26 protein-coding genes are annotated in these 22919 nt (G+C 64.9%); 14 read left to right on the top strand and 12 right to left on the bottom strand.

The genetic code is table 11. The features are described 5' to 3' along the window. Positions 1–25: 25 nt before the first annotated feature. Positions 26–1957 carry a threonine--tRNA ligase gene (thrS, locus tag HFGMBDPB_RS26140; RefSeq protein ID WP_016448317.1) on the bottom strand — a complete coding sequence of 644 codons (1932 nt, stop codon included), beginning with the start codon at positions 1955–1957 and terminating at the stop codon, positions 26–28. 301 nt (positions 1958–2258) lie between these two features. Continuing rightward, positions 2259–3590, bottom strand: coding sequence for an isocitrate lyase (gene aceA / locus HFGMBDPB_RS26145; RefSeq protein WP_016448318.1), 1332 nt, complete (start codon positions 3588–3590; stop codon positions 2259–2261). A gap of 362 nt (positions 3591–3952) precedes the next feature. On the opposite strand from aceA, the gene HFGMBDPB_RS26150 reads away from it, so the two are divergent. The 8 genes from HFGMBDPB_RS26150 (at position 3953) to HFGMBDPB_RS26185 (ending at position 9422) form a co-directional block, all read left to right on the top strand. Then, positions 3953–4903, top strand: coding sequence for a DMT family transporter (locus HFGMBDPB_RS26150; protein WP_034364552.1), 951 nt, complete (start codon positions 3953–3955; stop codon positions 4901–4903). Positions 4904–5119: 216 nt separating this feature from the next. Next, positions 5120–5419 (top strand): SWIB/MDM2 domain-containing protein, encoded by a 300-nt coding sequence (locus HFGMBDPB_RS26155; protein WP_012206418.1) that lies wholly within the window; start codon positions 5120–5122, stop codon positions 5417–5419. A 101-nt stretch (positions 5420–5520) separates the two neighbouring features. Beyond that, positions 5521–6648, top strand: coding sequence for an alpha-hydroxy acid oxidase (locus HFGMBDPB_RS26160; RefSeq protein WP_034364670.1), 1128 nt, complete (start codon positions 5521–5523; stop codon positions 6646–6648). Between the two features lie 106 nt (positions 6649–6754). Next, a complete protein-coding gene (locus HFGMBDPB_RS26165) occupies positions 6755–7027 on the top strand; it encodes a (2Fe-2S)-binding protein (protein WP_016448321.1) in 273 nt (90 codons plus the stop codon). A gap of 101 nt (positions 7028–7128) precedes the next feature. Further along, entirely contained in the window at positions 7129–7833 is a 705-nt protein-coding gene (locus HFGMBDPB_RS26170) for an energy transducer TonB (RefSeq protein WP_016448322.1), read from the top strand. A 15-nt stretch (positions 7834–7848) separates the two neighbouring features. After that, a complete protein-coding gene (locus HFGMBDPB_RS26175; RefSeq protein ID WP_016448323.1) occupies positions 7849–8571 on the top strand; it encodes a MotA/TolQ/ExbB proton channel family protein in 723 nt (240 codons plus the stop codon). Between the two features lie 3 nt (positions 8572–8574). Next, positions 8575–8988 (top strand): ExbD/TolR family protein, encoded by a 414-nt coding sequence (locus tag HFGMBDPB_RS26180; RefSeq protein ID WP_016448324.1) that lies wholly within the window; start codon positions 8575–8577, stop codon positions 8986–8988. A 212-nt stretch (positions 8989–9200) separates the two neighbouring features. Next, a complete protein-coding gene (locus HFGMBDPB_RS26185) occupies positions 9201–9422 on the top strand; it encodes a hemin uptake protein HemP (protein WP_016448325.1) in 222 nt (73 codons plus the stop codon). A gap of 265 nt (positions 9423–9687) precedes the next feature. Here HFGMBDPB_RS26185 and HFGMBDPB_RS26190 read toward each other — a convergent pair whose 3' ends face one another. Next, a complete protein-coding gene (locus tag HFGMBDPB_RS26190) occupies positions 9688–10095 on the bottom strand; it encodes a GlcG/HbpS family heme-binding protein (RefSeq protein ID WP_017405970.1) in 408 nt (135 codons plus the stop codon). Positions 10096–10285: 190 nt separating this feature from the next. Here HFGMBDPB_RS26190 and HFGMBDPB_RS26195 point away from each other — a divergent pair, with 190 nt between their 5' ends. Further along, a complete protein-coding gene (locus HFGMBDPB_RS26195; RefSeq protein WP_012206426.1) occupies positions 10286–10978 on the top strand; it encodes a Bax inhibitor-1/YccA family protein in 693 nt (230 codons plus the stop codon). Between the two features lie 68 nt (positions 10979–11046). After that, positions 11047–11475: a hypothetical protein gene (locus HFGMBDPB_RS26200; protein ID WP_016448327.1), complete on the top strand. Its 429-nt coding sequence runs from the start codon at positions 11047–11049 to the stop codon at positions 11473–11475. An 88-nt stretch (positions 11476–11563) separates the two neighbouring features. On the opposite strand, the gene rlmD is transcribed toward HFGMBDPB_RS26200, so the two are convergent. Beyond that, positions 11564–13036, bottom strand: a complete 1473-nt coding sequence (gene rlmD, locus HFGMBDPB_RS26205; protein WP_046240686.1) for a 23S rRNA (uracil(1939)-C(5))-methyltransferase RlmD — start codon at positions 13034–13036, stop codon at positions 11564–11566. Between the two features lie 76 nt (positions 13037–13112). Beyond that, positions 13113–13430, bottom strand: coding sequence for a hypothetical protein (locus HFGMBDPB_RS26210; protein ID WP_013801667.1), 318 nt, complete (start codon positions 13428–13430; stop codon positions 13113–13115). 187 nt (positions 13431–13617) lie between these two features. Here HFGMBDPB_RS26210 and HFGMBDPB_RS26215 point away from each other — a divergent pair, with 187 nt between their 5' ends. From HFGMBDPB_RS26215 to HFGMBDPB_RS26230, 4 genes are read left to right on the top strand one after another with little or no spacing between them, the layout of a single operon-like run. Continuing rightward, a complete protein-coding gene (locus HFGMBDPB_RS26215) occupies positions 13618–14172 on the top strand; it encodes a GbsR/MarR family transcriptional regulator (protein WP_016453302.1) in 555 nt (184 codons plus the stop codon). Between the two features lie 38 nt (positions 14173–14210). Then, positions 14211–15080 carry an NAD-dependent epimerase/dehydratase family protein gene (locus tag HFGMBDPB_RS26220; protein ID WP_070080296.1) on the top strand — a complete coding sequence of 290 codons (870 nt, stop codon included), beginning with the start codon at positions 14211–14213 and terminating at the stop codon, positions 15078–15080. Further along, positions 15073–15477 carry a DoxX-like family protein gene (locus HFGMBDPB_RS26225; RefSeq protein ID WP_212646570.1) on the top strand — a complete coding sequence of 135 codons (405 nt, stop codon included), beginning with the start codon at positions 15073–15075 and terminating at the stop codon, positions 15475–15477. The genes HFGMBDPB_RS26220 and HFGMBDPB_RS26225 overlap by 8 nt, the downstream gene beginning before the upstream one ends. Further along, complete coding sequence (locus HFGMBDPB_RS26230; RefSeq protein ID WP_043791520.1) at positions 15474–15953, top strand: DUF2269 family protein; 480 nt, start codon at positions 15474–15476, stop codon at positions 15951–15953. Before HFGMBDPB_RS26225 ends, HFGMBDPB_RS26230 begins: the two co-directional genes overlap by 4 nt. Positions 15954–15981: 28 nt before the next feature. Here HFGMBDPB_RS26230 and HFGMBDPB_RS26235 read toward each other — a convergent pair whose 3' ends face one another. From HFGMBDPB_RS26235 to HFGMBDPB_RS26265, 7 genes are all read right to left on the bottom strand, one after another. After that, the gene (locus HFGMBDPB_RS26235) at positions 15982–16197 is read right to left on the bottom strand and encodes a TOBE domain-containing protein (protein ID WP_012206434.1); all 216 of its coding nucleotides are present in this window, start codon (positions 16195–16197) and stop codon (positions 15982–15984) included. Positions 16198–16251: 54 nt separating this feature from the next. Next, positions 16252–17232 carry an ATP-binding cassette domain-containing protein gene (locus HFGMBDPB_RS26240; RefSeq protein WP_047218081.1) on the bottom strand — a complete coding sequence of 327 codons (981 nt, stop codon included), beginning with the start codon at positions 17230–17232 and terminating at the stop codon, positions 16252–16254. A gap of 15 nt (positions 17233–17247) precedes the next feature. Beyond that, positions 17248–18099 (bottom strand): aliphatic sulfonate ABC transporter permease SsuC, encoded by an 852-nt coding sequence (gene ssuC / locus HFGMBDPB_RS26245; protein ID WP_074924182.1) that lies wholly within the window; start codon positions 18097–18099, stop codon positions 17248–17250. An 11-nt stretch (positions 18100–18110) separates the two neighbouring features. Continuing rightward, entirely contained in the window at positions 18111–19271 is a 1161-nt protein-coding gene (gene ssuD / locus HFGMBDPB_RS26250) for an FMNH2-dependent alkanesulfonate monooxygenase (protein WP_209672325.1), read from the bottom strand. A gap of 38 nt (positions 19272–19309) precedes the next feature. After that, the gene (locus HFGMBDPB_RS26255; protein WP_212646571.1) at positions 19310–20365 is read right to left on the bottom strand and encodes an aliphatic sulfonate ABC transporter substrate-binding protein; all 1056 of its coding nucleotides are present in this window, start codon (positions 20363–20365) and stop codon (positions 19310–19312) included. Between the two features lie 23 nt (positions 20366–20388). Further along, positions 20389–21390 (bottom strand): sulfonate ABC transporter substrate-binding protein, encoded by a 1002-nt coding sequence (locus HFGMBDPB_RS26260; protein ID WP_193615968.1) that lies wholly within the window; start codon positions 21388–21390, stop codon positions 20389–20391. A 377-nt stretch (positions 21391–21767) separates the two neighbouring features. Then, positions 21768–22790: a sulfate ABC transporter substrate-binding protein gene (locus HFGMBDPB_RS26265; RefSeq protein WP_212646572.1), complete on the bottom strand. Its 1023-nt coding sequence runs from the start codon at positions 22788–22790 to the stop codon at positions 21768–21770. Between the last annotated feature and the right edge of the window lie 129 nt (positions 22791–22919).

Raw genomic sequence — 22919 nt, forward strand, 5'->3', positions numbered from 1 at the left:
GGCTAACGCCTTTGGAGATGCTCCGTCAGGCCTTCGCCGCGATGTCCTTGGCCACAAGTTCAATGAACGCGTCGACCGACATCACTCCGAGGTCCTTGTTGCCCCGTGCGCGCACTGCCACTGCACCAGCGGCCTTCTCCTTGTCGCCTGCAACAAGGATGTAAGGCAGCTTTTGCAACGAATGCTCCCGTATTTTATACGTAATCTTTTCGTTGCGCAGATCTGTCGCCACCCTAAGGCCTTGATTCGGAAATGCTTTTTGCAGCTTTTGCGCGACTTCCCGCACATAGTCCGCCTGCGCGTCAGTGATATTGAGCACGGCCGCCTGAACAGGAGCCAGCCATGTCGGCATGGCACCGGCATGCTGCTCGATGAGGATGCCGATGAAACGCTCAAGGCTGCCGACGATGGCACGGTGCAGCATCACGGGGCGATGGCGATCGCCGTCTTCGCCCACGTATTCCGCATCCAGGCGCTCGGGCATGGAGAAGTCGACCTGGATGGTGCCGCACTGCCACTGGCGACCGATGGCGTCCTTGAGCGTGTACTCGATCTTGGGACCGTAGAACGCGCCATCGCCGGGCGAGATCACGTACTCGCAGCCCGAAGCCTCCAGGCTGTTGATCAGCGCGGCCTCCGCCTTGTCCCAGCTTTCATCGGAGCCGATGCGCGCCTCGGGGCGCGTGGCAACCTTGTAGATGATGTCGCTGAAACCGAAGTCCGCGTAGACCTTTTGCAGCAGCGTGGTGAAGGCCAGCACTTCGGGCTGGATCTGGTCTTCGGTGCAGAAGACGTGGCCGTCATCCTGCGTGAAGCCGCGCACGCGCATGATGCCGTGCAGGCCGCCCGTGGGCTCGTTGCGGTGGCACTGGCCGAACTCGCCGTAGCGCAGCGGCAGGTCGCGGTAGCTCTTGATGCCCTGCTTGAAGATCAGGATGTGGCCGGGGCAGTTCATCGGCTTGAGCGCGTAGTCGCGCTTTTCCGACTCGGTCGTGAACATGTTCTCGCGGTACTTGTCCCAGTGGCCGGTCTTCTCCCACAGGGTCTTGTCCAGGATCTGCGGACCCTTGACCTCCTGGTAGCCGTTGTCGCGGTACACGCGGCGCATGTACTGCTCGACCTCTTGCCACAAAGCCCAACCCTTCGGATGCCAGAACACAGTGCCTGGCGAATGCTCGTCGATGTGGAACAGATCCAGTTCACGGCCCAGCTTGCGGTGGTCGCGCTTTTCGGCCTCCTCCAGCATGTGCAGGTACTGCTGCAGGTCGTCCTTGGTAGCCCAGGCCGTGCCGTACACGCGCTGCAGCATCTCGTTGCGATGGTCACCGCGCCAGTAGGCGCCAGCCACCTTCATCAGCTTGAAGAACTTGAGCTTGCCGGTGCTCGGCACGTGCGGGCCGCGGCACAGATCCTCGAAACCGCCTTCGCGGTACAGGCTCACATCCTCGTTCGAGGGGATGCTGGCGATGATCTCGGCCTTGTAGTTCTCGCCCATGCCCTTGAAGTAGGCCACGGCCTCGTCGCGCGGCAGCACGCGGCGCACCACGGGCTCGTCCTTGGCAGCCAGCTCGGCCATGCGTTTTTCGATGGCAACCAGGTCCTCGGGCGTGAAAGGACGCTTGTACGAGAAGTCGTAGTAGAAGCCATTCTCGATGACGGGGCCGATGGTGACCTGGGCGTCAGGAAACAGATCCTTGACGGCGTAGGCCAGCAAGTGGGCCGTCGAATGACGGATCACGTCCAGGCCATCTGCATCCTTGGCCGTCACGATGGACAGGGGCATGTCCTTGTCGATCACAAAGCTGGTGTCCACCACCTTGGCGTCGTCGCCCGTGCCAACCTTGCCAGCCAGTGCAGCCTTGGCAAGGCCCGTGCCTATCGATGCAGCCACTTCGGCCACGGTGACCGGACCGGGATACTCGCGTTGCGAACCATCGGGAAGCGTAATGTGGATCATGGGATTCCTAAAAATATTTCTCAGGGGGTGCGCCATCCCCCAAAAGCAAAAAAGCGCGGAGCCGGGTCCGCGCTTTGTTGGGGTCGAGTGAATCTCGTGCAGGCGCGAACCGCCAGCCGCTAGCGGCCGGTGTACATCTCCGATGTAGTTCGCGGTGTCATAACCATGATGCCTTTCTCGCCCTTGTCAGTTGAAAACTCCTTGCATTTTAACCCCAGCAAAGAAAAAGCGCCCGAAGCACAAGGCCCCGGACGCTTTCTCACCCCTATCTACCTGAAGTTGCACTTACCGAAGCCGCGCTTCAGTGGAATTGCTCCTCTTCCGTGGAGCCGGTCAGTGCCTTGACGCTGGACGAGCCACCCTGGATCACCGTGGTCACATCGTCGAAGTAGCCTGCACCCACTTCCTGCTGGTGCGACACGAAGGTGTAGCCTTGTTCGCGGGCTGCGAATTCGGGCTCCTGCACCATGTTCACGTAGTGCTTCATGCCTTCGCCGTTGGCGTAGGCGTGGGCAAACTTGAAGGTGTTGAACCAGTTGATGTGGATGCCGGCCAGCGTGATGAACTGGAACTTGTAGCCCAACGCAGACAGCTCTTCCTGGAAAGAGGCAATCTGGCTGTCGTTGAGGTTCTTCTTCCAGTTGAACGAGGGCGAGCAGTTGTAGCTCAGCAGCTTGCCTGGGCAGGCACCATGCACGGCCTGGGCGAACTCGCGGGCAAAGCCGATGTCAGGCACGCCGGTTTCGCACCACACCAAGTCTGCATAGGGTGCGTAGGCCACGCCGCGGCTGATGGATTGCTCCATGCCGTTCCTGACCCGGTAGAAGCCTTCCTGCGTGCGCTCGCCGGTCAGGAACGGCTTGTCGTTGGCGTCATGGTCGGAGGTGATCAGGTTGGCGGCTTCAGCATCGGTACGGGCCAACACGATTGTGGGCACGCCCATCACGTCGGCGGCAAAGCGTGCGGAGATGAGCTTCTCGACGGCTTCCTGGGTAGGCACTAGCACCTTGCCACCCATGTGGCCGCACTTCTTCACGGCGGCCAGTTGGTCCTCGAAGTGCACGCCTGCCGCGCCAGCGGCAATCATGTTCTTCATCAGCTCGAACGCGTTGAGCACGCCGCCGAAGCCGGCTTCGGCATCCGCCACGATAGGCAGGAAGTAGTCGATGAATTCCTTGTCGCCGGGGTTGATGCCACGGCTCCACTGGATTTCGTCGGCGCGCTTGAAGGTGTTGTTGATGCGGCGCACCATGGTGGGCACCGAGTCATAGGCGTACAGCGACTGGTCGGGGTACATGGTTTCGCTGGTGTTGCCGTCGGCAGCCACCTGCCAGCCCGACAGGTACACCGCTTCCAGGCCGGCCTTGGCCTGCTGCATGGCCTGGCCCGCAGAGATGGCGCCAAAGGCATTCACGTAGCCTTTCTTGGCACCGCCGTTGATCCTGTCCCAGAGCAGTTCCGCGCCGCGCTGGGCCAGCGTGTATTCAGGCTGCAGGCTGCCGCGAAGACGCACCACGTCAGCGGCGCTGTAGCCACGCTTGACACCCTTCCAACGGGGGTTCTGCGCCCAGTCTTTCTCAAGGGCGGAAATCTGTTGTTCGCGGCTCAGTTGCTGGGTCAGGGATTGGGGCATGTTGCTCTCCTGGGAGGTTGTTGAAACAAGCGGCTTTCTTGCGTCGGCCTTGGGATCAAATTTAAGTCTTATAGAAGACCCGATCAACATCTTGTGTCTTATACAAGACTAAATTTTTCGTCATAAAAATCAACAGCTTATTTTCATATTTTTCAATGTGAAATTGCATTTCTCGTATTGAGAAAAAATGGCGCAACGCAGCAATTCAATTTTTCATAATGCAAAACAAAGATTCCATGCAGTGAAAAATTGCCACAGCATGGCAAGCATTCGCGACACAGGTATGTCACGGGTGCCTGCCGTGCTCGCAGGTACCATCGCGCGTTCAGGCAGCGCCACCGCCGCCCCAAACTCCACAAGCCGTGAACACCTCCCATCGCAGATCTGCCTATGCCTGCCTGGCGCTGAGCATGTCCCTGGTCGGCAGCTATGTCGCCCTATCCAAGCCCTTGGCCGCCATTTTTCCGGTGCTGTTGCTGGCCTGGCTGCGCTTTGGCATAGGAGCCATCGCCATGCTGCGATGGCTGCGCAAGCCGGCCGACGAGGCTCCCTTGCCGCGCCGCACACAAGGACTGCTGTTCCTGGAATCGTTGTTCGGCAACTTCCTTTTCACCATCTGCATGGTTACCGGCGTCAGCCTGACCAGCGCCGTCACGGCAGGCGTGACCATGGCCGCCATTCCGGCCGCCGTGGCCTTGATGAGCTGGCTGTTCCTGCGCGAGCGCGTGGCCGCGCGCACCTGGCTGGCCATTGCACTGGCTGTGACCGGCATAGGCTTGTATGCACTGTCGCGCCCCGACGCGGGCACCGCGGCAGCCTCTTCGACCTCGTCGCAGGCATGGCTGGGGCAGATGCTGCTCGTCGGCGCCGTGCTTTGCGAGGCGTTTTACGCCGTGATCGGCAAGCGCCTGACCACATCCCTGGGGCCCAAACGCATCACATCCATCGTCAACCTCTGGGGATTTGCGCTGTCAACTCCCTTCGGGCTGTATCTGGCCTGGCACTTCGACTTCGGCAGCGTGCAATGGAGCATCTGGGGACTGCTGCTGTTCTACGCCCTGGCTGCCTGCGTGTGGACCGTATGGCTGTGGATGACGGGCCTGCGCAGCGTGCCAGCCTCGCAGGCGGGCACTTTCACGGTTTTGCTGCCGATCAGCGCCGCCTTGGTCGGCATGTGCGTGCTGGGCGAACGGGTCACATCCATGCAGGCACTGGCCTTCGCGATCGCCCTGCTGGGCATTTTTGTGGCTACCTGGCCCGCCCGAAAACTCTCTTCGGAACCTTCGTCCACAAGCGAAGTCCGCCCCCTCTGAAAGCGCTGGCTCCGACGGCCCTCCAGCCATGGCGGCCCCCGAAAGGGAGCAGGAATGCAAAAACTCTTCAAAAAACAGCGCCACAGCAACAAATCGAGGCAAAAATTTGACGGGTGAGCTTGGAAGACCGTTTTTTTCCCATTAGCATCAGCCTGCCAGTGGATAGCGACGGTTTTTCGCTGGTAAAGAATCCACTCCATACTAGGAACAAGCAACATGGCAACTGCAAAGAAGGCAACGGCTGCTCCGGCAGCTCCCGCAAAGAAGCGCACTCCCAACGCCGCCTTCATGAAACCCCTCACCCCCAGCCCCGCTCTGGCTGCCGTGGTGGGTTCCACCCCCCTGCCCCGCACCGAGATCATCAGCAAGCTGTGGGTCTACATCAAGGCCAACAAGCTGCAAGACGCTGCCAACAAGCGCATGATCAACGCTGATGCCAAGCTCAAGGAAGTGTTCGGCAAGCCCCAAGTCTCGATGTTCGAGATGGCTGGCCTGATCGGCAAGCACGTCAAGTAATCCCCGGGCCTGCCCCACGGATGAAAGCCGGCCCATGGGCCGGCTTTTCTTTTTTCCGGATGTCTGCCACCGGCGATGCGCCATCGCCCCCCTCCAATGCCATGAGCCAAGTGCCCGCACTGCAAGCCGTTCCCGACGGCATCATCAATCTGGCCGACCACGAGATCCAGGCGCGGCAGCGGTTGGACGACAACGCCTGGGCCTACTTCTCGGGCGGCGCGGCCGATGAGCACAGCCTTGCCGCCAACCGCAGCGCCTGGGATGCGCTCACGTTGTGGCCACGCGTACTCAGGCCTCTTGCAGGGGGAAACACACGGCTGCAACTGCTGGGGCGAGAGCTGGCCTGCCCCCTGCTGGTCGCCCCCATGGCCTTCCAGCAAATGGCGCATGCCGACGCAGAGCTTGCAACAGCCTATGCGGCTGCGGCGCTGGGCGCGGGCATGGTGCTCAGCACCCAGGCCAGCCTGCCGCTGGAGACTGTGGCGAAGGCCGCACAGCTCACGCCGACCCGCGGGCCGCTATGGTTCCAGCTGTACCTGCAGCACGACCGGGGCTTTACCAGGCAATTGATCGAACGGGCCGAGGCGGTAGGCTACGAAGCGCTGGTGCTGACGGTGGACGCCCCCGCCAGCGGCGTAAGGGACCGTGAACGCCGCGCGCGCTTTAGCCTTCCCGCCGGCATTTCTGCCGTCAATCTGCAGGGCCTGGCTCCATCTCCGGCCGTCCGGCTCACACCGGACCAGAGCGCACTGTTCGACGGCCTGCTGCAGCATGCGCCCACCTGGGATGACGTCGCCTGGCTGCAGCAGCAGACACGCCTGCCAGTGCTGCTCAAGGGGGTGCTGCATCCGGCTGACGCGCTGCAGGCGGCGAGATCGGGCGTGGCAGGCATCATTGTTTCCAACCACGGGGGACGCACGCTGGATACCGTTCCCGCAACGGCCACCGCACTGGCGCGCGTCACCAAGGCCTTGCGCAACTCGGGCCATGCGCTCCCTGTGCTCGCCGACGGCGGCATACGGCGAGGCACCGATGTGCTCAAGGCCATCGCTCTCGGTGCAACGGCTGTGCTGATAGGCCGCCCGATAATCTGGGGTCTGGCCAATGCAGGTGCCGCTGGCGTGGCCCACGTACTGAGGCTGCTGCGCGACGAACTGGAGGTCGCCATGGCCCTGACAGGCTGTGCAACCCTCGCGCAGGCCACTGTGGAGCTACTGGATACCGAGTAAAGCGCAAGGCCATACAGCCCTACAGACAACCAAGAATTGCAAATGCGATGAATTCTCATTTATAATTTTTCATCTCATCAATAGCCAGCCATTACTGCCTGTAGCCATGATCGTCTGTGTATGTCGCCGGGTTTCCGACCGTGAGATCGCACGCCACGCTCACGCTGGCATGAGCTTTGACGAAATCCAATTCGAATTGGGTATCGCCATGCAGTGCGGCCGGTGCGAGAGTTGTGCCCGGGATGTGGTGGCGCAATGCTGCGCAACCCAGCCCGTGGCGGCCATACACAACGAGATCGCGGCCCAGACCGTCCAGCTTGCCAACAATATCCTGGAGAGCAAAGCATGGTCCTCCTCTCAGCACTTGTCGGCAGCCTGATCCTCGTCGTTACATGCACCTGGTGGATCCTGCGCAGCTGATACTCCGTCTTCCGAGCGACAGCACCCGGCACCTATCCGCTGTCAGCTCCTTCTGTCTCTATGTCCCAGTCTGATCGTTTTGGCCCCCCCGGGGGCCTTGGCCGTAACGTGGCCATCGCGGGTTCGGTCGTGGTCTTGCATGCAGCAACCCTCTGGGCGATGCAGCATGGCCTGCTCCAGCGCGCCCCCGAAGAGGTCATCGTGCCAGCCCAGGTGATCGCGGAATTCATTTCGCCACCCGCGCCCGAGCCCGAGGCCCCCAAGCCACCTCCGCCGCCACCGCCCCCCCCCAAGCCACAGCCGGTCGTGAAGAAGGCGCCGCCTCTGCCCAAGGCCATTGCCGATCCCAAGCCGGCACCTGCGGCGCCGCGAGGCACGCTGGAAGACGAGCCCAAGCCCGTGGTGGAGGCGCCGCCGGCCCCCCCGGCACCGCCCGCCCCACCTGCCCCGCCCGCGCCTCCTGCCCCTCCGGCACCGCCCAAGATCGAGCTGCCATCCAACAATGCCGCCTACCTGAACAACCCGGCGCCCAACTACCCTGCCATCAGCCGGCGCATGGGCGAGCAGGGAACCGTGATGCTGCGCATCTTCGTGGATGCGCAAGGCCTGCCTCAGAAGATCGAGGTCAGCAAATCCAGCGGCTACGACCGTCTGGACCAGCAGGCCGTGGACGGCGTCAAGAACTGGAAGTTCGTCCCCGGCAAGAGCAACGGCACGCCAACCCCCATGTGGGTTACGGTCCCGGTCAAATTCACCCTCAATTGATTCTCAGGAGTATCCATGGATTCCCAATTCGGCATTGCCCACGTCTGGACGCAGGGAGACTTCGTCACCCGTGCCGTCGCCGTCATCCTGCTGGCCATGTCGGTGGCCTCTTGGCTGGTGATGATCATCAAGGCCCTGGACATCGTGAAGTTCAAGAAGTACGCCCGCAACGCCCAGGACTTCTGGCACAGCCCCGACCTGGCCAGCGGCCTGGAAAAGCTCGGCAATGACCGGTCTAACCCCTTCCGCTACCTGGTGCTCGAAGGCCGCGAAGCCACTGCCCACCACCGCAAGACCAGCGCCCACCTGCACGACACGCTTGACATCAGCGACTGGGTGACCCGCTGCATGCGCAACGGCATCAGCGAGTTCACGGCCCGCCTGCAATCGGGCCTGGCCATTCTGGCCTCCGTGGGCTCTACAGCTCCCTTCATCGGCCTGTTCGGCACCGTCTGGGGCATCTACCACGCACTGGTCGCCATCGGCCTGTCGGGCCAGTCCTCCATCGACAAGGTGGCAGGCCCCATCGGCGAGGCGCTGATCATGACGGCCCTGGGTCTGGCCGTGGCCATTCCGGCCGTGCTCGGCTACAACGCCGTGGTGCGTGGCAACAAGTCCATCCTCAACGCACTCAACAGCTTTGCCCACGACATGCACGCCTACTTCGTGACCGGCGCCCGTGTGTCCATCGACGGCAAGGAAGCCGGCAATGTGCTGCCGCTGAAGAAAGGCGCGTAAGCCATGGCATTCGGAACAATGGATGATGACGGCGAAGAGGTGATGAACGAGATCAACATGACGCCGCTGGTCGACGTCATGCTGGTGCTTCTGATCATCTTCATCATCACCGTGCCGGTGATGAAGCATTCGGTGAACGTGGACCTGCCCCGCGCCACCAACCAGCCCGAAGACGTCAAGCCCGCCACCGTGCGCCTGGCCGTGTCCGCTGATGGCCAGTACCACTGGAATGGCGTGGCCGTGAGCGATACGCAGTTCGAGGAAAACCTCAAGGCCGAGGCAGCCAAGGAGCCGCAACCCGACCTGCACATCCAGGGCGACAAGGAAGTGCGCTACGAGCGTGTTGCCCAGGCCATGGCCGCCGCCCAGCGTGCCGGCGTGCGCAAGATCGGCTTTGTGACGGACCCCGTCAAGTAGGCCGCGAGAGCGGCATTCGTTGCCTGGCGCTCAGCGACAACGGCCCTTCGGGGCCGTTTTCCATTGCGGCCCGCTCTTGGAACAAGCTCGCGAGGTGATCAGGCGTTCGGTCGTTCGGGGGCAGAAACCACAATGAGAGTAAGTCTCACTTGATTTTCAATTGAGAATTGTTATCATTCACAAAACTTTCCAATTTTTGAGGAATTCCCTGCATGTCTGCCACTTCCGCCGCCACCTCGCATCTGTCCGGCAACTCCACAGCCCAGGCCTTTGCAGCGCTGCAGGCCGCAGCATCCGCAGCCCTCAGCGGGGCCGCCAGCGGACTCGACAGCACCTTGCTGCTCAATGGGCAAAAGGCTGTGACCATCGTGCACAACGGCACACCCTATCGTCTGCAGGCCACCAAGCTGGGCAAGCTCATCCTGACCAAATAACCAAGATTGCAGCCGTCGGCGGGTCATGTTCGGGTCCGCTGACCGCTTCTTTGTTTCATCGTGGGGCGACCTTGGGGCTTCCAGTCCCAAAGGTCGATTAGCCAGCCAACAGAATCTTCGGATTTTGCGTAGCCAAGCATTTTTTCCCTGCGCTGCAATGTGGATCGCTTCAAAGAAAAAGCCCCTGTACCTCAGTACAGGGGCTTTTTCTTTGCCTCATGAATCGGCCCAAAAGGCAGATTCATGCAGGGTGCATCAGGGGCTTTTACAGACCCAGAGCCGCAATGCCGGCGCTGGCCACCTGGGCATCCTCATTGGCCTTGACGCCGCTGACGCCCACGGCGCCCAGGCACTGGCCGTCCTTCATGATGGCCACGCCGCCTTCGAGCAGGCCGTCCACCGTGGGGGCGCTCAGGAAGGCCGTACGGCCGTTGTTGATCATGTCTTCATAGCCCTTGGTGTCGCGGCGGCCCAGGGCAGCCGAACGGGCCTTGGACGGAGCGATATGGGCCGAGACTGCGGCGGCGCCATCGAGGCGCTGCAGCCACAGCAGGTGACCGCCGTCATCGACGATGGCAATGGTCACGGCCCACTTGTTCTTCAGCGCCTCGGCCTCTGCGGCGGCGGCAATGGCCTTCACGTCGGCCAGTTCGAGTTCATGCTTGGTCTTCATAAGATTGCAGTTATCCATTCCATCACAAATGTCCTATAAGCATAGCAATCGTATGAGGACTGACAATGCATGCGCAGAACAAAACATTCGAAACCAAACCATGGCAGCGGCTCGGGGTATTGCAAGCGGCGCGCGAGCCGCCACCTAGAATGGGCAAGTCGCAACAACACTCCTTCGGAGGACTGGCCACATGAATGATCAAGTCACCACACTGGGCTCTGCGGGCTACGGTGTCTCGCAGCAAGAGCGCAATCGCGTATTGCGCAACACCTACTGGCTGCTGGCCCTGAGTCTTCTCCCCACCGTGCTGGGCGCTTGGCTGGGCGTGGCCACGGGCATCACGCGCTCGCTGAGCGGCGGTCTGGGGCTCATCGTCTTCCTGGGCGGCGCCTTCGGCTTCATGTTCGCCATCGAGAAGACAAAGCACTCGGCAGCCGGCATTCCCGTGCTGCTGGGCTTTACCTTCTTCATGGGCCTGATGCTGTCGCGCATGATCGGCATGATCCTGGGCTTCAAGAACGGCTCCGAGCTGATCATGACCGCCTTTGCAGGCACGGCCGGCGTGTTCCTGGTCATGGCCTCGCTGGCCACGGTGATCAAGCGCGACCTGTCGGGCATGGGCAAGTTCCTGTTCGTGGGCGTGCTGGTGCTGTTCGTGGGCTCCATCATCAACGTCTTCATCGGCTCCACGGCCGGCATGATGGCGATCTCGGTGGCGGCCATCGGCATCTTCAGCGCCTACATGCTCTATGACCTCAAGCAGATCATGGACGGCGGCGAGACCAACTACATCAGCGCCACGCTGGCCCTGTACCTGGACCTGTTCAACGTGTTCCAGAGCCTGCTGGCCCTGCTGGGCATCATGGGCGGCGAACGCGACTGATGCCGCACGCGCCAAGGCTGCGCCTTGCGTGCTGCAACACCAAAGGCCTCCTTCGGGAGGCCTTTTGCATGTCCGGGATCATCATTCGTGCAAGGCGGGCTCAACTTTTTCCGGGTCGTGCCGATAATCTCGTCAAGATGACCATGCCTAATCTTCCCCGCACCTTCGCCATCCTGCTGCTGCCCACGCTGCTTGCCGGCTGCAAGCTGGATGATATTCCGGGCCTGGGGCCGGACCCCCGCGCCGTCGCCAAGGAGGCCGAGGCCAAGGCCATTGGCGGGGCCTGCCGCCATGCCCTGCGCGGGCTGGAGGATTGCTACACGCTCAACCCCAAATCGCCCAAGGCCCTGGTGTTCGCAGGCTGGAAGGATATGGACGAATACATGCGCGCCAACAAGATCGAGGGCACGCCTTCGGTCCTGGGCCAGAGTGACCGCCGCCGCAGCGACAAGGAAGATGTGCCTGCCGAGCCTTCGGCAGGACGCAATCGCAGCTGATCCGGCAGGCATCCGGATCCGGCCGCAAAAAAGCCGTGGCGCCCTCAGGCGGCCACGGCTTTTTCATGCAGGGCCTGAGGGGCCGCCGTCAGTCCACGCGACGCTCGAACACCGCCATGCTCTCCACATGGGCCGTGTGCGGGAACATGTTGACCACGCCGGCCGAAACACAGCGATAGCCGGCCAGGTGCACCAGCAGACCGGCATCGCGCGCCAGCGTGGCGGGATTGCAGCTGACATAGACGATGCGCTCTGGAAAGCGCCAGTCCTCATGCCCTGCCGGCAGGGGCTCGGCGCCTTCGGCGCCGATGCGCGCCTGGTGGATGTCGGCCAGGGCCTTGGACAGCGCAAACGCTCCTTCGCGCGGCGGATCGACCAGCCACTTGCCGGCGACGCCGTCGGCGAACAGCATCTCGGGCGTCATCTCGAACAGGTTGCGCGCCACAAAGCGCGTGGGCGCGAGCTTGTCGCCCTCCGCCCGCTGCGCGTTGTTGGCCGCGTAGTTTTCATGGGAACGCTTGACCAGGGTGTCGCTGCCCTCGATGCCCAGCACCTCGCGCGCCTGCGTGGCCAGGGGCAGGGTGAAGTTGCCCAGACCGCAGAACCAGTCGATCACCCGCTCATCCTTCTTGACATCCAGCAGTCGCAGCGCGCGCGTGACCAGCACGCGGTTGATGTGCGGATTGACCTGGGTGAAGTCCGTGGGCTTGAACGGCATGGTGATGCCGAAATCAGGCAGGCCGTAATCGAGCTGGGCGCCTCCCTGCTCCATGAGGTGCACGGTGTCCGGGCCCTTGGGTTGAAGCCACCACTGCACGTTGTGCTCGGCCGCGAAAGCGCGGAGCCGGGCCTGATCGTCCTCGGACAGCGGCTCCAGGTGGCGCAGCACCAGGGCCGTGACGGAGTCGCCGCAGGCGACCTCGATCTGCGGGCAGGTTTCGCGCGCATCCATGGAGGCGATCAGCGCGCGCATGGGCAGCAGCATGGCATCCACATGGGGCGGCAGTACCTTGCAGGTTTCCATGTCGGCGATGTAGCGGCTCTTGCGCTCGTGAAAGCCCACCAGCACCTTGCCCTTCTTGGCCACGTAGCGCACCGACAGGCGCGAGCGGAAGCGGTAGCCCCACGACGGACCTTCGATGGGGCGCAGCAGCGTCTCGGGCCTGACCTTGGCCAGATGCCAGAGGTTGTCCTCCAGCACGCGCTGCTTGATGGCCACCTGGGCAGCGACGTGCAGATGCTGCATCTTGCAGCCGCCGCAGGCGCCGGCATGCAAGCCGAAGTTGGGGCAGCCGGGGCGCACGCGCTGGGAGGATTCGCGGTGGATGGCCGTCAGGCTGGCGGCTTCCCAGTTGTTTTTCTTGCGATGGGTATTGGCGCTGACCAGCTCGGTCGGCAGTGCGCCGTCGATGAATACCACCTTGCCATCGCTCTTGCGGGCCACGCCCTGGGCGTCCATATCCATGGACAGCACCTGCAGCCAGCCTTCGGGCAGTGCAGGGGCGTCGGCGTCGGCTTCGGGCAGGTTGTCGGGGATCTTGTTGTCGCGGGGTTCACTCATGGGGCACGATTGTCTCAGGCTCTCCCCTTGCCCCGTTGGCGGCTCCCCAAAAAAGCCCCCAACTCGCTTTTGCCTCTCAGGACCGCGGAGTGCTGCTGCGGCCCAGGTCCCGCTGGCGCTCCTGGCGCGCCCGGGCCAGTTGCTCGCGTTCGGCCAGCAGGTTGATTTCGGTGATGCAGTTGAACTCGTCCAGCGTGAACACCATGGTGGCGCCGCGCTCGATCTTGTCCACGGTCTGGTGCAGCGGCAAGGTCAGGTCCACCGGCGGGCGGTTGGAGCGGTAGATCAGTTCCTGCTCGGGCGTGTAGACGGAATAGCAGGCGGCAGACGCGGCCTGCGCCAGCGCGCAGGCGGCCAGCACGGTGATGGCACGCAGGTTTTGCACAGCAGTCATGGTGTTCCCCTCAAAACGGCGGCCCGCCTGTGTATGTACTGGGTGGCAGGCCAGGCTGCCCAGCATTATGGAGCAGCACATGCCGCGCCCCGCCAGGTGCCGCCTCCGCGCTGCAGCCGGTTTTGATTTTTCAGTTTTCTCAAATTTCTCTCTTGACAGAAATTTCAGGCATGCAGACACTGAGGCCATGCAACTGAGTCCCATCGCACACCGTTTCATCCACCATTGGGGCGACATGGGCAGCTCCTGGGGAGTGAACCGCACGGTCGCCCAGATCCACGCCCTGCTGTTTTTCCATGGCCGCCCGCTCAACGCGGAAGAGATTGCCGACACGCTGGGCGCCGCTCGCTCCAACGTGAGCAACAGCCTCAAGGAACTGCAAGGCTGGGAGCTGATCCGCACCAGCCGCAGGCCTGGCGACCGCCGCGACTACTTCGAGACCTCGTCCGATGTCTGGGAGCTGCTGCGCACCATCGTGCGAGAGCGCAAGCAGCGCGAATTCGACCCGACCTCCGAGATGCTGCGCGAACTGATCGCCGAGCCCGGTTTCGATGCCGAATCCCCCGACACCCAGGACCGCGTGCACGAGACGCTGCGCCTCATGGAGTCGCTGGGCATCTGGACCGACGAGATGCTGCGGCTGTCGCCCTCCACGCTGGACAAGCTGCTGCGCCTGGGCGCCAGCGTGCAGCGCTTCGTGCGCTCAGAGGCCGCTGACACCCGTGTCAAGCGCGGACGCTGAGCCTGAAATTTCCGTCACAAGAGAAACTGGAGGTCACCATGCGCATTCTGGTCTGCGGCGGCAACGGCTTCATCGGCCGCCATATCGTCAACCTGCTGGCACTGGCCGGCCACGACCCCGTGGCGCGCAGCCGCCATTCACTGCCTGCGCTCGACTACGCCAAGGCCACCACGCCCGACGCCTGGCTGCCGCACCTGGCGGGCGTGGATGCCGTGGTCAATGCCGTGGGCGTGCTGCGCGACAGCGCCTCCCGGCCCATCGATGCCATGCATGCCAAGGCCCCCATCGCCCTGTTCGATGCCTGCGCGGCAGCCGGCGTGCGGCGCGTGGTGCAGATCTCTGCCCTGGGCATAGAAGGCAGTGCCACGCGCTACGCCACCACCAAGCGCGCCGCTGACGAGCATCTGCTGGCACTCACGGCAGCCGGACATCTGCAAGGCTGCGTGGTCCGCCCCAGCGTGGTGTTCGGCGCTGGCGGCGCCAGCAGCGAGATGTTCCTGTCCATGGCGCGCCTGCCGGCGCTGCTGCTGCCGCGCCCCGTGCTGCAGGCCCGCGTGCAGCCCGTGGCCGTGCGCGACCTGGCCGAGGCCGTGGCCGGCCTGGTGACGCGCCCCGAGCCCGTGGGCATGATCGAGATCGGTGGCCCCCTGCCTTTGCCGCTGGCCGCACTGATTGCCAGCCTGCGCGCGCAAATGGGCCGCGCCCCCGCCCGCGTGGGCACGCTGCCCGGCTGGCTCACCCGCGCCAGCGCACGCGCTGGCGACTGGGTCAGCGCCTCGCCCTGGTGCAGCGAGACACTGGCCATGCTGGCCAGCGACAACGTCACTGATCCGGCGGGATTGCAAACCCTGCTGGGCCGGCCCGGCATTGCACCAGCCCAGCTGCTGGCCACGCTGCGCCATGGGTGAGCACCGCCTGCGCCAGGTTCCCCCTTCACAGCGCACCATGCACTTGAGCCTGATCGCCGTCTGGCTGGGCACGGCCCTGGTCAGTGCCATCGAGCACCGGGGCCTGAGCGTGCAGGTGCTGGCCGACGCCGGCATCCACGATGCGCGCTGGCAGACGTTCCTGATCTGGAGCGGCCTGCTCGCCGACCTGGCCGTGGGCCTGGCGCTGTGGCTGCGGCCGGGCCGGGAGAGCTATCTGGCGGCCTTGCTGCTGATGGCTGCCATGACCGTGCTGGCCACGGCGCTGCAGCCCACGCTGTGGCTGCACCCGCTGGGGCCGCTGCTCAAGAACCTGCCGATCGCAGCCATGCTGCTGCACCTGATGCAGGCACCTGTCACGTCCAAGGAGTCCGCATGAATCTCTACCTGTTGCTCAAGACGCTGCATATCGCGTCCAGCGTGCTGCTGGTCGGCACCGGCCTGGGCTCGGCCTTCTACATGTTCTTCGCCAACCGCAGCGGCAGCGTCGCTGCCCAGGCCGTGGTCAGCCGCCTGGTGGTGCGTGCGGACTGGTGGTTTACCACGCCCTGCGTGGTCATACAGCCTGTGAGCGGCATTGCCCTGGCCCATATGGCGGGCTGGCCGTTGACCACGCCGTGGCTGGCACTGTCGCTGGGCCTGTACCTGCTGGCCGGCGTCTGCTGGCTGCCCGTGGTCTGGCTGCAGGTGCGCATGGCCGCCATGGCGCGCGGCGCGCACGCAGCGCAGGCCGCCCTGCCCGCGCTGTATGCCGTCTACGCCCGGCGCTGGGAGGCGCTGGGCTACCCGGCCTTCATCGCCATGGCCGTGACCTACTACCTCATGGTCAACAAGCCGATGCTCTGGGGCGGTTGAGCATCGGCAGTGCCTTCAGTGCCTGGCCTCAGAGCTTGGCAATGGACACTTCGGTGGATTTGACCAGGGCCACCACGTCGGAGCCCACGACCAGGCCCAGCTCGTCCACCGAGCGCGTGGTGATCACCGAAGTGACCACGCCCCAGGGCGTCTGCACATCGACTTCGGAGACGACATCGCCACGGATGATTTCGCGCACCTGGCCCTTGAACTGGTTGCGCACGTTGATGGCTTGAATGGACATGTTTTTCTCCTGGGGATCAAAAGGAATCAAAGGAAGGTGGGGGAAAACGAAAAGTCAGACCGCCCAGCGCAGGCCATGGGCCGGCACGCCGGGCCAGGCCGTGGTGTCGGTCAGGGGGTTGGAGTCGGGCTCGGCGGCGGGCTTTTGCAGCACGCGGTCGAGAATGCGTTGCTCGATGGCCGCCAGCGCCACGCTGCCGTGCACGCGCGGCCGTGGCAGGGCAATGCGTTCGTCCAGCGCGATACGGCCGTCCTCGATCAGCACTACGCGGTCGGCCAGGGCCACGGCCTCCTGCACGTCATGCGTGACCAGCAGGGCCGTGAAGCCGTGGCGCTGCCACAGGCCTTCGATCAGGCGGTGCATCTCTATGCGGGTGAGCGCATCGAGCGCGCCCAGCGGCTCGTCCAGCAGCAGCAGTTGCGGGCGATGCACCAGGGCGCGTGCCAGGGCCACGCGCTGGCGCTGGCCCCCGGACAGGCGCGCCGGCCATTCGCCCTCGCGGTCGGCCAGGCCGACCTGGGCCAGCACTTCGCGGCCACGTTCCTGGGCCGAGGCGGGCAGGCCCAGCGTCACGTTGGCCAGCACGCGCCGCCAGGGCAGCAGGCGCGCGTCCTGGAACATGATGCGCGTGCCGCCTTGCGCGCCCTGCACGGCGCGGGCGGGCTCGCCGTCCAGCAGCAAGGTGCCGGCCGTGGCCTGCTCCAGGCCTGCGACCAGGCGCAGCAAGGTGCTCTTGCCGCAGCCGCTGCGGCCCACGATGGCGACGAATTCGCCAGGCTCCACCTGCAGCTGCACTTCGTGCAGCACCTCGCGCTGGCCGTAGCGCTTGGTCAGCCCGCCGGCCTGCAGGCGCACGCCACGGCGCGGTGCGGATTGGGGGGATGCGGACTGCGGCGCATCGTCGTTCTGGGCCAGGCGGTCGCTGACGTCCAGGCCATCGGCGTCGAACGAGGCCTCCCAGGCCATCGCCGGCGCGGTGGTGTTCAGCTCCACGGCCTGTGCCAGCGTGGTCTTCATGCGGTTCCATCGGCTCATGTCGTGCTCCTTGTGTCACTTGGGCTGGTAGCCCGGATGCCAGCGCAGCCACCAGTGCTCCAGCGCACGCGCAAACCAGTCGGCCAGCTTGCCCAGCAGGGCGTACAGCAGGATGCCGACCAGCACCACGTCGGTCTGCAGGAACTCGCGGGCGTTCATGGTCAGGTAGCCGATGCCCGACTGCGCCGAGATGGTCTCGGCCACGATCAGGATCACCCACATCAGGCCCAGCGAAAAACGCAGGCCGACGAGGATGGAGGACAGCGCGCCCGGCAGGATGACCTCGCGGTACAGCTGCCAGCGCGTGAGGCCGTAGCTGCGCCCCATCTCGATCAGCGCGGGGTCCACATTGCGTATGCCGTGGAAGGTGTTCAGGTAGATGGGAAAGAACACCGACACGCTGATCAGGAACAGCTTGGCGCTCTCGTCGATGCCGAACCACAGGATGACCAGCGGAATCAGCGCCAGCGCGGGGATGTTGCGCACCATCTGGATGGTGGAGTCCAGCAGCGTCTCCGCCCAGCGCAGCGAGCCCGTGAGCAGGCCCAGCGCCAGGCCCAGCCCGCCGCCGATGGCCAGGCCACCCAGCGCGCGGCCCGCGCTCACCTGCACATGCTTGAGCAGCTCTCCCGACTCGGCCAGCGCCTGCGCGGCGCGCAGCACATCCAGCGGCGCGGGCAGCACCCGCGTGGACAGCCAGCCCCACGCCGAGGCGGCCTGCCAGACGGCGATCAGCGCCAGCGGCACCAGCCAGGGCACCAGGCGGCGGCCCACGCCGGCCGCAAAGCGCAGCAGCGGCGACCAGGAATCGCCGGCCGGGGGGGCCGAGGAGGCCGGCAGCGCAGAAACGGTACGTGCATCGGACATGCGTGACTCCCTCAGCTTTGCGACGCGCGCGGCGAGTACAGGTTGGCAACGGTCTCGCCCAGCGGCCCGCCCACGCCGCCAGCCAGCCTGTCGCGCACGGACAGTGGCAGCAGCGGGAAGACCAGTTCGGCAAAGCGGTAGGCCTCCTCCAGGTGCGGATAGCCGGACAGCACGAAGGTGTCTATGCCCAGGTCCGCGTACTCCTTGATGCGGTCGGCCACGGTCTGCGCATCGCCCACCAGGGCCGTGCCCGCGCCGCCGCGCACCAGACCCACGCCGGCCCAGAGGTTGGGGCTGATCTCCAGCTCGGCCCGCGTGCGGCGGCTGCCGCCGGCATGCAGGGCGGCCATGCGGCGCTGACCTTCCGAGTCCATGCGCGCGAAGGCGGCCTGGGCCTGGACCACGGTCTCGTCCTTGAGGCGGCTGATCAGGCGATCGGCATCGGCCCAGGCCTCCTCCTCGGTCTCGCGCACGATGACGTGCAGGCGGATGCCGAACTTCACGCTGCGGCCATGGCGCGCCGCCTTCTCGCGCACATCGGCAATCTTTTTGGCCACCTCGGCCGGGGGCTCGCCCCAGGTCAGGTAGGCATCGACCTGCTCGGCGGCCAGGTCGTGCGCGGCTTCGGACGAACCGCCGAAGTACACGGGCGGATACGGCTTTTGCAGCGGCGGGAACAACAGCTTGGCGCCCTTGACCGAGAGGTGTTCACCTTCGTAGTCGAGCGTGCCGCCTTCATGGCTGCGCTCAAGGATCTCGCGCCAGATGCGGATGAACTCGGCCGATTGCTCGTAGCGCTGGGCATGGTCGAGGAAGACGCCATCGCCCTCCAGCTCGGCGCGGTCGCCGCCCGTGACCAGGTTGATCAGCAGCCGCCCGCCCGACAGGCGGTCGAACGAGGCCGCCATGCGCGCCGCCAGGCTGGGCTGATGCAGGCCGGGCCGCACGGCGACCAGGAACTTCAGGCGCCTGGTGACCGGAATCAGGCTGGAGGCGACGACCCAGGGGTCCTCGCAGGAGCGGCCCGTGGGAATCAGCACGCCCTCGTAGCCCAGGCTGTCGGCCGCGATGGCGACCTGCTTGACATAGTCGTGGCTGAGCGGGCGGGCGCCCTCGGCCGTGCCGAGGTAGCGGCTGTCGCCGTGGGTGGGAATGAACCAGAAAACCTGCATGCGCTGCTCCAGTCAGGGGACGGAATCGAGGAAGGAAATCAAAGGGCGGAAGAAGGCCGCGCCGCCACCGGCTCGGCCAGCCGCGCGTACTCGGCCGCCGAGGGCCGCCAGACGATGTCGGCCACCTGCACCTGGCGCGGAATCAGGCCCAGCCGAAAAAACGCATCGGCCACGCGCTGCTGGTCCACCACGGTCTGCGCAGCCAGCAGGCCCACGGGGGAGCTGGGCCGGCGCGCAATGAAGCGGCTGACCACCGCCGCATCCAGGCCGCTGAAGCCGGCCACCAGGGCCACGGCCTCCTGGCGTGCGCTCTGGGCCAGGCGATCGGCGCGCGTGAGCTCGTCGAACAGCGCGCGCAGCACCTGCGGATGGCGCTCCACCAGGCCGCGCGCGGCTAGGTAGAACGAGGCGTTGCCCGACAGGCCTTCGCCATTGGCCAGCACGCGCGGGCGAATCGCCAGCTCGGTGGCCGCGTAGAACGGGTCCCAGATGGCCCAGGCGTCCACGCTCTTGCGCTCGAAGGCGGCGCGCGCATCGGCCGGGGCCAGGTACACGGGCTGGATCTCGTTCCAGGCCAGGCCCGCCTTGTCCAGCGCACGCACCAGCAGGTAATGGGCGCTGGAACCTTTTTGCAGCGCCACGCGCCGGCCCTTGAGGTCGGCCAGGGCGCGCAGCGGCGAGTCCGACGGCACGAGGATGGCCGAGCTTTCGGGCTTGGGCGGCTCGGCGCCCACGTACAGCAGGTCGCGGCCCGCGGCCTGGGCAAAGACCGGGGGTGAATCGCCGGTCAGGCCGAAATCCAGGCTGCCGGCGGCCAGGGCCTCCAGCAGCTGGGGGCCGGCCGGAAACTCCAGCCAGCTGACCTTGGTGCCCGCAAAGCGCTTTTCCAGCACGCCTTGCTGCTTGAGGATGACCAGGTTGACGGCCGACTTCTGGTAGCCGATGCGCAACTGCTCGGGCCCGGCCACGGCGGCCGGCGTCTCGGCGCGTGCGTACTGGCCGGCCAGGCTCCAGCTGAAGGCGGTGGTGCCCAGCAGTTGCAGGGCCTGGCGGCGCACGCGGTCCAGGCGGGGCTTCTTGGAATTGGCATTCATGGTGCGGACTCCTTGCAGTGGGCTCAGGGGCGCGACGCGATCAGGTCCACCGGCGCGGCATGCAGCAGGTTGAGCTTGCGGGGGATGAGCTTGAGCTCGAAGAAGGTGTCGGCGATCTGCTGCTGCTCGGCCAGGATCTCGCGCGTCACGGACGAGGTGCCGAAGCGGGCACGGCTCAGGTACAGCTCGGTAATGGACTTGTCCAGGCCCAGGATGCTGGACAGCTCGGCGGCCGCCGCCGTCTGGTTCTTCGAGGCCCAGCGGTCAATCCCATCGACCTCTTCGATGGCAATGCGCAGCACATCGGCATTGCGCGTGGCGAAATCGCGCGAGGTGAAGTAGTAGGCGCGGTTGTTGACTACGCCCGTGGCGTCGGCCAGCAGGCGGGCGTCCAGCGTCTTTTGCGCGGCAGCCAGGAAGGGGTCCCAGATCAGCCAGGCATCGACGGAGCCGCGCTCGAAGGCGGCACGCGCATCGGCCGGCGCCAGGAAGACGGACTGCACATCGCCGTACTTCAGGCCGTGCTTTTCCAGCAGCTTGACCAGGAAGTACTGCACGTTCGAGCCCTTGTTGTAGGCCACGCGCTTGCCCTTGAGGTCCTGCACGCTGCGGATGGGCGAGTCCTTGGGCACGATCACCGCCTCCAGCCCGGGGCGCGGCACGGTGGCGCCCGCATAGACCAGGGGTGCGCCTGCGGCCTGCGCAAAGATGGGCGGGGCCTCGCCCACATCGCCGAAGTCGATGGAGCCCACGTTCAGCGCCTCCAGCTGCACGGGGCCGGCGTTGAACTCTATCCAGCGCACGGATACGCCCAACGGCGCCAGCCGCTTTTCCAGCGTGCCCCGGCTCTTCAGGATGGACAGCCAGCCCTTTTGGTGGCCCACGCGCAGCACGCGGTCACCCGCCTTGTCCTGGGCCAGGGCCGGGCCGCCCAACGTGGCGGCTGCTGCGGCAAGGCCCGCGCCCAGCAGCTGGCGTCGGCGCCAGTTGGCTGTGTGTCGGGGGAAAGAATCAAACGAGACCATGACGGACATCCTTGGAAGAGTGGTGCGTGGTGCGTGGTGCGTGGCGCAGGCAAAGCGCTGCCCATGCATGCGCGCGGCATGCAGCCAGAAAACAAAAAAAGGGAAGGCGGAGCAAGGGGCAGCCGACTGCAGGGCCAGGCCTGCAGGCGCGCCGCACGGAGTCGTCAGGTGCTACATCGCCGGCTGGCGAAGGCCATGGTCTCGAAGCGAGGAAAAGAGCTGGATGCCACCACGCCTGCCTGCGCCGTGCGGCGCGGGGCCTGCAAAGAGTGGCGGGAAGTCAGCAAGATGGACATGGCGGATCGTGGTAGTTGGCAGAGATCTGGGAAAGCGGGTGAATTCAGTGGGTGGGCGCCGGCCAGGCCGGCGCGCCGCACTCACTTCTTGGTGTAGATCTGGTCGAAGCTGCCGCCGTCGGCAAAGTGGTCCTTGTCGGCCTTGGCCCAGCCGCCAAAGGCCTGGTCGATGGTGACCAGCTCCAGCTTGGGGAACTTGTCCGCGAACTCGGCCTTGACCTTGGCATCCGTGGGACGGTAGTAGTTGCGGCCGGCGATGCGCTGGCCTTCCTCGGAGTACAGGTACTTCAGGTACTCCTCGGCCACGGCGCGCGTGCCCTTCTTGTCCACGACCTTGTCGACCACGGCCACCGAAGGCTCGGCCAGGATGGACAGCGAAGGCACGACGATCTGGAATTTGTCGGGACCGAACTCCTTGAGTGCCAGGAAGGCCTCGTTCTCCCAGGCCAGCAGCACATCGCCCACGCCGCGCTGCACGAAGGTGATGGTGGCGCCGCGCGCGCCCGTGTCCAGCACGGGCACGTTCTTGAACAGCTTGCCGATGAAGTCCTTGGCCTGTACATCGCCGCCGTACTTGCGCTTGGCGAATTCCCAGGCGGCCAGGTAGTTCCAGCGCGCACCGCCGCTGGTCTTGGGGTTGGGCGTGATCACCTGCACGCCGGGCTTGACCAGGTCGTCCCAGTCCTTGAGGTTCTTGGGATTGCCCTTCTTCACCAGGAAGACGATGGTGGAGCTGTAGGGCGCCGAGTTGTGCGGCAGGCGCTTTTGCCAGTCGGCCTTGAGCAGGTTGCCGTTCTTGACCAGGGCGTCGATGTCGCCGGCCAGCGCCAGCGTGGCCACGTCGGCGTCGATGCCGTCGATGATGGAACGCGCCTGCTTGCCCGAGCCGCCATGCGACTGCTTGACGCTCACGTCCTGGCCGCTCTTGGCCTTCCAGTGCTTGGCGAAGGCCTGGTTGTATTCCACGTACAGCTCGCGCGTCGGATCGTAGGAGACATTGAGCAGTTGCACCGACTGGGCCAACGCCGGCAGAGCCGACAGGGTCAAGCCCGCGATCAGGCCGGCGGCGACAGGAAACTTGATAAAGTGGCGGCGAATTTTCATTGGAGTGTCGGTAGAGAGTGGAGACGACGGTCTGGTGCCGTGGAAAGCATTCTCAAAGCCAACTCTTAAAACTCAAACCAATAAGATTTCAGTTTGTTATTCCCAAAACATCTGAATCTCTGCAAGACA

Origin of the sequence: Delftia sp. PE138 (genome assembly GCF_018320755.1) — a bacterium.
Classification (GTDB): domain Bacteria; phylum Pseudomonadota; class Gammaproteobacteria; order Burkholderiales; family Burkholderiaceae_C; genus Comamonas; species Comamonas tsuruhatensis.

Excerpts from the sequence above, each read along its gene's own strand:
- HFGMBDPB_RS26165 (WP_016448321.1), top strand. The coding sequence starts at position 6,755 with ATGATCGTCTGTGTATGTCGCCGGGTTTCCGACCGTGAGATCGCACGC.
- HFGMBDPB_RS26160 (WP_034364670.1), top strand. The coding sequence starts at position 5,521 with ATGAGCCAAGTGCCCGCACTGCAAGCCGTTCCCGACGGCATCATCAAT.
- aceA (WP_016448318.1), bottom strand. The coding sequence starts at position 3,590 with ATGCCCCAATCCCTGACCCAGCAACTGAGCCGCGAACAACAGATTTCC.
- HFGMBDPB_RS26225 (WP_212646570.1), top strand. The coding sequence starts at position 15,073 with ATGGGTGAGCACCGCCTGCGCCAGGTTCCCCCTTCACAGCGCACCATG.
- HFGMBDPB_RS26155 (WP_012206418.1), top strand. The coding sequence starts at position 5,120 with ATGGCAACTGCAAAGAAGGCAACGGCTGCTCCGGCAGCTCCCGCAAAG.
- HFGMBDPB_RS26180 (WP_016448324.1), top strand. The coding sequence starts at position 8,575 with ATGGCATTCGGAACAATGGATGATGACGGCGAAGAGGTGATGAACGAG.
- HFGMBDPB_RS26240 (WP_047218081.1), bottom strand. The coding sequence starts at position 17,232 with ATGAGCCGATGGAACCGCATGAAGACCACGCTGGCACAGGCCGTGGAG.
- HFGMBDPB_RS26230 (WP_043791520.1), top strand. The coding sequence starts at position 15,474 with ATGAATCTCTACCTGTTGCTCAAGACGCTGCATATCGCGTCCAGCGTG.
- HFGMBDPB_RS26190 (WP_017405970.1), bottom strand. The coding sequence starts at position 10,095 with ATGAAGACCAAGCATGAACTCGAACTGGCCGACGTGAAGGCCATTGCC.
- HFGMBDPB_RS26185 (WP_016448325.1), top strand. The coding sequence starts at position 9,201 with ATGTCTGCCACTTCCGCCGCCACCTCGCATCTGTCCGGCAACTCCACA.
- thrS (WP_016448317.1), bottom strand. The coding sequence starts at position 1,957 with ATGATCCACATTACGCTTCCCGATGGTTCGCAACGCGAGTATCCCGGT.
- HFGMBDPB_RS26175 (WP_016448323.1), top strand. The coding sequence starts at position 7,849 with ATGGATTCCCAATTCGGCATTGCCCACGTCTGGACGCAGGGAGACTTC.
- HFGMBDPB_RS26255 (WP_212646571.1), bottom strand. The coding sequence starts at position 20,365 with ATGAATGCCAATTCCAAGAAGCCCCGCCTGGACCGCGTGCGCCGCCAG.
- HFGMBDPB_RS26235 (WP_012206434.1), bottom strand. The coding sequence starts at position 16,197 with ATGTCCATTCAAGCCATCAACGTGCGCAACCAGTTCAAGGGCCAGGTG.
- HFGMBDPB_RS26195 (WP_012206426.1), top strand. The coding sequence starts at position 10,286 with ATGAATGATCAAGTCACCACACTGGGCTCTGCGGGCTACGGTGTCTCG.
- HFGMBDPB_RS26170 (WP_016448322.1), top strand. The coding sequence starts at position 7,129 with ATGTCCCAGTCTGATCGTTTTGGCCCCCCCGGGGGCCTTGGCCGTAAC.
- ssuD (WP_209672325.1), bottom strand. The coding sequence starts at position 19,271 with ATGCAGGTTTTCTGGTTCATTCCCACCCACGGCGACAGCCGCTACCTC.
- rlmD (WP_046240686.1), bottom strand. The coding sequence starts at position 13,036 with ATGAGTGAACCCCGCGACAACAAGATCCCCGACAACCTGCCCGAAGCC.
- HFGMBDPB_RS26200 (WP_016448327.1), top strand. The coding sequence starts at position 11,047 with ATGTCCGGGATCATCATTCGTGCAAGGCGGGCTCAACTTTTTCCGGGT.
- HFGMBDPB_RS26265 (WP_212646572.1), bottom strand. The coding sequence starts at position 22,790 with ATGAAAATTCGCCGCCACTTTATCAAGTTTCCTGTCGCCGCCGGCCTG.
- ssuC (WP_074924182.1), bottom strand. The coding sequence starts at position 18,099 with ATGTCCGATGCACGTACCGTTTCTGCGCTGCCGGCCTCCTCGGCCCCC.
- HFGMBDPB_RS26220 (WP_070080296.1), top strand. The coding sequence starts at position 14,211 with ATGCGCATTCTGGTCTGCGGCGGCAACGGCTTCATCGGCCGCCATATC.
- HFGMBDPB_RS26210 (WP_013801667.1), bottom strand. The coding sequence starts at position 13,430 with ATGACTGCTGTGCAAAACCTGCGTGCCATCACCGTGCTGGCCGCCTGC.
- HFGMBDPB_RS26215 (WP_016453302.1), top strand. The coding sequence starts at position 13,618 with ATGCAACTGAGTCCCATCGCACACCGTTTCATCCACCATTGGGGCGAC.
- HFGMBDPB_RS26260 (WP_193615968.1), bottom strand. The coding sequence starts at position 21,390 with ATGGTCTCGTTTGATTCTTTCCCCCGACACACAGCCAACTGGCGCCGA.